This is a genomic window from Mesorhizobium sp. M7A.F.Ca.AU.002.02.1.1 (genome assembly GCF_003998535.1).
Classification (GTDB): domain Bacteria; phylum Pseudomonadota; class Alphaproteobacteria; order Rhizobiales; family Rhizobiaceae; genus Mesorhizobium; species Mesorhizobium ciceri.
The window spans coordinates 1-6149 of sequence record NZ_RZPB01000358.1; the positions used below are offsets into that span (position 1 = coordinate 1).

Genomic DNA, 6149 nt, shown 5'->3' on the forward strand with positions numbered 1-6149 from the left:
TGGAGAGGTTCTGGGCGGCGCCCGAGACCGTGCCTTGCTCGGCAACGGCGATGAAGAACTGCAGCTGGCGGATGGTGAAAGCCATGCCCGGACTAAACACCGGCGGCCGAATGAAGGAAAGCCGACTGCAGAGCTTATCCCATGACCTGAGAGCTGGCGCTCAACCGAGCGCCAACTTGATGCGCCGCCGGCATGCGGGGCCATAGCGCAGCGCAAGCATGAATGCCGTCTCCAGAGCCACGACGATGACAATGATGCGCAGGCCCACCGTGAAGGAGTCCCGGCCGCTGCCGCGCAGCAGATAGCCGGTGGTGAGAAAGCCCGCGTTCCAGAACGTGGCGCCGAGCAGCGTCGCGGCCGCGAAGGGCAAAGCGGGCAGACAGAGTGCGCCGGCGGCGATCGGCAGGTAATTGCGCACAGTCGGGATGAACTGCGCCAGCAAGGACACCCGGACGTGATTGCGCCGATAGGCCTGGCCGAGCCTGCGGTAGGTCGCGTGACGCAGGAACACGTACTTGCCGAAACGCTCGACCAGCCTGTCGGCACGGTCAGGTCCAACCCGGCGGCCGACCGCATACCAGACAAGGCAGCCGCTGGCGGACGCAAGCGTCGTCACCATCAGCAGGATCGCCAGCGTCGAAGCATCCGGCGCCGCCGTCATGCCGAGGAACAGCAGCAGCACATGCGAGGGCGGAATTGGCAGGATCTTTTCGGTGAAGGCGAGGCAGAAAACGCCCAACAGACCGAAGCCGAGGATGGCTGCCAGCGGCCCCGTCATGCGAAGCGACATGGTGACGCCGACACCAAACGGTGCCACGGTCCATCTCTGGAGAAAAGACAAAGCATCAGGCAACCTTCATCCTGGATCCAACGCTTCGATCGGTCGGCGTGGCGTTTGCTGCAGTCAGCGTCGGACCCGAAATCCGTTGCATATGTCGGGTCCGACGCCTTGGCGCCGGCATACGAGGCGAATCGCGCACCGACTGGTTCTGTTTGCCGCGAATGGATTGCGTGGACATTGCGCCTCGGCGCGGACGAGACGTGTTTGACATCGACACCAATCGTAACTAACTAAGTTACATGAAGCGCAACAGCCGACTGTCCTCTACCCTGCACATTCTCGTCCACATGGCCGAGAAGCCCGAACAGGCGCTGACCTCCGAGCAGCTTGCCACCTTCATCCACACCAATCCGGTGGTGGTCCGCCGCACCATCGCAGGCTTGCGCGACGCCGGCATCGTCACCTCGTCGCGCGGGCACGGTGGCGGCTGGCTGCTCGGGCGGGCGCCCGAGAAAATATCCCTGGCCGAGATCAGCGTCGCCCTTGGCGAGACACTGCTGCCGTTCAGCACCGATCCGGAAAGCCCCGGCTGCCTCGTCGAGCAGGCGGTGATCGCCGTGCTCGACGATTTTCGCAACGCCGCCGAAAGGCTGCTGGCGGAGAAGCTGAGCCGCATCACGCTGGCTGACCTGACCGCCGATTTCCGCCGCCGTTTTGACCTCATTGGAGTCTCCAGCCATGCAGTATGATCTTGCCGTCGTCGGCGGCAGCTTTGCCGGCCTGTCCGCCGCCATCCAGGTGGCGCGGGCAGGACGCAAGGTGCTGGTGATCGACGCCGGCCGGCCGCGCAACCGCTTTGCCGAGCATTCGCACGGCTTCCTCGGACATGACGGGCGCGCGCCCGGCGCAATCCTGGATGACGCAAGGCGCCAACTACTGGCCTATCCGACAGCCAGGGTTGTCGACGGGCGCGCCGACAAGGCCCTTGCCGCTGGCAGCAGCGATTTCGAAATCACCACCGAGGGTGGCGAGACATTCGGCGCGGCACGGCTGGTACTGGCCACTGGGGTGCGCGATATCCTGCCGGAGGTTGCCGGGCTTGCCGAGCTCTGGGGAAAGAGCGTGCTGCACTGCCCCTATTGCCACGGCTACGAAGTTTCCGGCGGGCCGCTCGGCGTGCTCGCAACCGGTCCGATGTCCATGCATCAGGCACAGCTGATCACCGATTGGGGCGATGTCACGCTGTTCGGCAATGGCCTGTTCGAGCCTGACACAGAGCAGATGCGCGCGCTGGAGAGCCGAAAGGTGCGGTTTGAGCCCACCAGCGTTGCCGAGCTAGAGGAAGACGGCTCCGGCGGATTGATCGTCCACCTCGACGACGGCAGAAAGGCCGGCGTCAGGGCGGTGTTCACCGCTCCGCGCAATATCATGGCCAGCCCGCTGGCCGAACAGCTCGGCTGCGGCTTCACCGAAGGCCTCCTCGGCCCGGTGATATCAGTCGACGACAGGCAGCAGACGACCGTGCCCGGCGTCTACGCCGCCGGCGACGCGGCACGTTCGATGCACAACATCGCCCTTGCAGTATCGGGTGGCACCTTTGCGGGCGTCTGCGCCCACCAATCGCTGGTCTTCGGCTAGAACCCGGCTTCCGCGCCGGCGATGCTGAGCCGGGCGCCGGCCTGCGCAAGGGCGGCGGCCAGGTCGTGCGGCGGCGAGCGGTCGGTGGCGAGTTCGGAAAAGCTGTCGAAGCCGCAGACCTGGACCAGACCAAGACGGCCGAATTTCGAGTGATCGGTGATGACGAGGGACCGCTGGCCGCGCGACAGCACCATGCGGGCGAACTCGGCCTCATCCAGATCAAAATCCATGACGCCCATCACCGCGTCGACGCCCCCGGTGGAAATGATGGCGTGACTGACCGAGAAGCGACTGACAAAATCGATCGCCGAGGCGCCGAAAGCAGCACCGGAATCGCTGCGCAACTCGCCGCCGGCCATATAGACCTTGTTGCCGTTGATGGTGGCCAGCGTGCGGGCGATGTCCGAGGAATTGGTGACGACCGTCAGGCGCCGGTGGCCGAGCAGTTCACGCGCAAGGAACGAGGTCGTCGTTCCGGTGTCGAGCATGATGGATTCCCCGTCGCGGATGGTGGCGGCGACCATGCGGGCAATGACGCGCTTGGCGTCGGCGTTCTCACGCATGCGCCGCTCGAACGGCGCTTCGCCGATCATTGACGGCAGGCCGATGGCGCCATGCATCTTGAGGACAGAGCCATCACCGGTCAGCGGCTTGACGTCGCGGCGCACCGTCTCGAGCGACACGCCCAGCCGGTCGGCCAGACTGGCGATGGTGACGGTGCCCTCTTCCTGCAGGAGCCGCAGGATCTCGCCGTGTCGTTTGGACTGGGCCATCTGGTTTCCCGAACTGATGCTCTTGACCGATTCTAAGGTAATTCAATTGCTTTTAAAGGAACTACCTTATGCTTTCAGGCAAAATACCCAAAAAAAGTCACAGCTTTTTATTGACAAGCGGGAAACCCTGGCGTGAAATCAAAGACATTAACAGGCTTCAGATCTGCGACTGGGGGCAGAGCCGCAACTCAGCGATCAGGCCGTTTGGAACGTGCCTGTACAAGGAATTTTCAGATCCGCGGGGGCGGATGCCGGGCTCAAAAACCTGGCCAAGGGGCTCGTCGGTGCGGTGCGGGATACCGATCCTGGCGTCCCGCACCGACGAGATTATTTACGTTTCTCCCCGCCGTCGTTGCGCTGTTCACGGCGCCTTGTCGAAGCCCAGCAAACCAGGGATGATTCCGTGACCGCCGAAGACCGCATCCGCGCCCTGCCCTGCTGGACCGGTGGCATCGAGATCGCACCGCTGCCCGGCGGTCTGAGCAACGCGAATTATGTGGTCACGGACGCGGCGGGACGACACGTCGTGCGCTTCGGCAAGGACTATCCGTTCCACCATGTCTTTCGCGAGCGCGAGGTGATGACGGCGCGGGCGGCGCATGCCGCCGGTTTCGCGCCGGCCGTCCGCCATGCCGAACCGGGCATCATGGTCACAGAGTTTCTCGGCGCCAAGACCTATCTCGCCGAGGACGTACGCGCCAATCTTGGCCGCGTCGCAGCCCTGATGCGCGCCTTTCACCGGGAGATGCCCACTCACGTCTCCGGCGCCGGCTTCATGTTCTGGGTGTTCCATGTCATTCGCGACTATGCGCGCACGCTTGAAGAAGGCGGCAGCCGCAAGCGCAGCGACCTGCCGCGCCTGCTGACGCTGGCCGACGAACTGGAGCGCGCGCAGAAACTGCTGCCGATCGTCTTTGGCCACAATGATCTGTTGCCGGCCAACATTCTCGACGACGGCAACAGGCTGTGGCTGATCGACTTCGAATATGCCGGCTTCAACACGGCGATGTTCGACCTCGCAGGCGCCGCCTCCAACGCCGGCATGAGCGACGAGGAATCCTTCGCCTTCCTGACCGCCTATTTCATGAAGGAACCGGACGAAGCGATCCGCCGTTCGCACGCGGCCATGCAATGCGCCTCGCTGCTGCGCGAGGCGATGTGGAGCATGGTGTCCGAGCTCTATCTCGACGCGCCCGGTATCGACTACGTCGCCTACACCGAGGAAAACCTCGCCCGGCTCGACACGGCGCTGGAAAACTACAGAACGAAGTACGGGATGCAGAAATCATGACATTGCCGACCCAGGCCGCCATCGTCGTCATCGGCGGTGGCATCATCGGCTGTTCGACGGCTTATCATCTGGCGCGCGACCACAAGGCCGATGTCGTTCTGCTCGAACAAGGCAAGCTGACCTCGGGCTCGACCTGGCATGCCGCCGGCCTTGTCGGCCAGTTGCGCTCGTCGGCTTCGATCACCCGCGTGCTGAAATACTCCGTCGACCTCTACAAGGGCCTCGAGGCCGAGACCGGCCTTGCCACCGGCTGGAAGATGACCGGCTGCCTCGGGCTCGCCACCAATGCCGACCGCTGGACCGAGTACAAAAGGCTGGCGACGACGGCGAAAAGCTTCGGCATGGACATGCAATTGCTATCACCGGCGGAAGTCAAGGCAATGTGGCCGCTCATGGAAACCGGCGATCTTGTCGGCGCCTCCTGGCTGCCGACCGATGGCCAGGCGAGCCCCTCCGACATCACGCAGTCGCTGGCCAAGGGCGCGCGCATGCATGGCGCCAAACTGTTCGAGGATGTCCGCGTCATCGGCTTCGAAATGAAGGACGGCCGCATCACGGCGGTGAAGACCAACAAGGGCGACATTGCTTGTGACAAGGTGGTCAACTGCGCCGGCCAGTGGGCGCGGCAGGTCGGCGCCATGGCCGGCATCAACGTGCCGCTGCAGCCGGTGAAGCACCAGTACATCATCACCGAGAAGATCGACGGACTGGCGACCGACGCGCCGACCATCCGCGATCCGGACCGGCGCACCTATTTCAAGGAAGAGGTCGGCGGGCTGGTGATGGGCGGCTATGAGCCGAACCCGCAGGCCTGGGCTACTGGTCTCCCCGGCGGTGACGTCCCCAATGATTGGGAATTCAGGCTGTTCGACGATGATTACGACCATTTCGAGCAGCATATGAGCCAAGCGATCGCGCGCGTGCCGGCACTGGAAACCGTCGGCGTCAAGCAGATGATCAACGGGCCGGAGAGTTTTACGCCGGACGGCAATTTCATTCTCGGCACAGCGCCCGAATGCGCCAACATGTTTGTCGGCGCCGGCTTCAACGCCTTCGGCATCGCCTCGGGCGGCGGCGCTGGCTGGGTGCTGGCGCAGTGGGTGGTCGATGGCGAAGCACCGCTCGACCTGTGGGTGGTCGACATCAGGCGCTTTGCTAATTTGCACCGTGACCGTCAGTGGGTCTGCGACCGCACGCTGGAGGCCTATGGCAAACACTATACGATCGGCTTTCCGCATGAGGAGTATGCCAGCGGGAGGCCGCGCATCGTCTCGCCGCTCTACGACAGGCTGAAACAGCAAAATGCCGTGTTCGGCTCGAAGCTCGGCTGGGAACGGCCTAACTGGTTCGCGCCCGAAGGCGTCGAGCCGCAGGACATCTATTCGATGGGCCGGCAGAACTGGTTTGTGGCGGTCGGCGACGAACACCGGCATGTGCGCGAAAAAGTCGGCATCTTCGATCAATCCTCCTTCGCCAAATACGAGCTGAGCGGGCCCGATGCGCTGAAGGCGCTGGACTGGGTCTGCGCCAACGACGTCAGCAAGCCGGTCGGCCGGCTGACCTACACGCAGCTTCTCAACACACGCGGCGGCATCGAGGCCGATCTGACGGTGGCGCGGCTGGCCGAAGAGAAGTTCTACATCGTCACCGGCACAGGCTTCCGCAC

Annotated in this window: 7 protein-coding genes; 4 read left to right on the forward strand and 3 right to left on the reverse strand. The window is 63.9% G+C overall.

What is annotated here, in order from left to right:
* Both EN879_RS20880 and EN879_RS20885 read right to left on the reverse strand, forming a co-directional pair.
* A partial coding sequence (locus tag EN879_RS20880; RefSeq protein ID WP_164774488.1) for a LysR family transcriptional regulator occupies nt 1–85 on the reverse strand: 85 nt, incomplete at its 3' end.
* A 75-nt stretch (nt 86–160) separates the two neighbouring features.
* On the reverse strand, nt 161–817 hold the full coding sequence (locus EN879_RS20885; protein WP_081714289.1) for a DedA family protein: 657 nt from the start codon (nt 815–817) through the stop codon (nt 161–163).
* 263 nt (nt 818–1080) lie between these two features.
* Here EN879_RS20885 and EN879_RS20890 point away from each other — a divergent pair, with 263 nt between their 5' ends.
* Together EN879_RS20890 and EN879_RS20895 are read left to right on the forward strand one after the other, a co-directional pair.
* Complete coding sequence (locus EN879_RS20890; RefSeq protein WP_063169921.1) at nt 1081–1530, forward strand: Rrf2 family transcriptional regulator; 450 nt, start codon at nt 1081–1083, stop codon at nt 1528–1530.
* Nucleotides 1520–2419: an NAD(P)/FAD-dependent oxidoreductase gene (locus tag EN879_RS20895; RefSeq protein WP_063169920.1), complete on the forward strand. Its 900-nt coding sequence runs from the start codon at nt 1520–1522 to the stop codon at nt 2417–2419. The genes EN879_RS20890 and EN879_RS20895 overlap by 11 nt, the downstream gene beginning before the upstream one ends.
* Here EN879_RS20895 and EN879_RS20900 read toward each other — a convergent pair.
* Nucleotides 2416–3192, reverse strand: a complete 777-nt coding sequence (locus EN879_RS20900; protein ID WP_013528029.1) for a DeoR/GlpR family DNA-binding transcription regulator — start codon at nt 3190–3192, stop codon at nt 2416–2418. The genes EN879_RS20895 and EN879_RS20900 overlap by 4 nt on opposite strands.
* A 403-nt stretch (nt 3193–3595) precedes the next feature.
* Here EN879_RS20900 and EN879_RS20905 point away from each other — a divergent pair, with 403 nt between their 5' ends.
* Nucleotides 3596–4483 carry a phosphotransferase family protein gene (locus EN879_RS20905; protein WP_063169919.1) on the forward strand — a complete coding sequence of 296 codons (888 nt, stop codon included), beginning with the start codon at nt 3596–3598 and terminating at the stop codon, nt 4481–4483.
* The coding region (locus EN879_RS20910) for an FAD-dependent oxidoreductase (RefSeq protein ID WP_164774487.1) at nt 4480–6149 on the forward strand (1670 nt) is incomplete at its 3' end. The genes EN879_RS20905 and EN879_RS20910, both read left to right, overlap by 4 nt.

What these genes read in the sequence shown, in the direction of transcription:
- EN879_RS20890 (WP_063169921.1), top strand. Translation starts at nt 1,081, where the DNA reads ATGAAGCGCAACAGCCGACTGTCCTCTACCCTGCACATTCTCGTCCAC.
- EN879_RS20900 (WP_013528029.1), bottom strand. Translation starts at nt 3,192, where the DNA reads ATGGCCCAGTCCAAACGACACGGCGAGATCCTGCGGCTCCTGCAGGAA.
- EN879_RS20895 (WP_063169920.1), top strand. Translation starts at nt 1,520, where the DNA reads ATGCAGTATGATCTTGCCGTCGTCGGCGGCAGCTTTGCCGGCCTGTCC.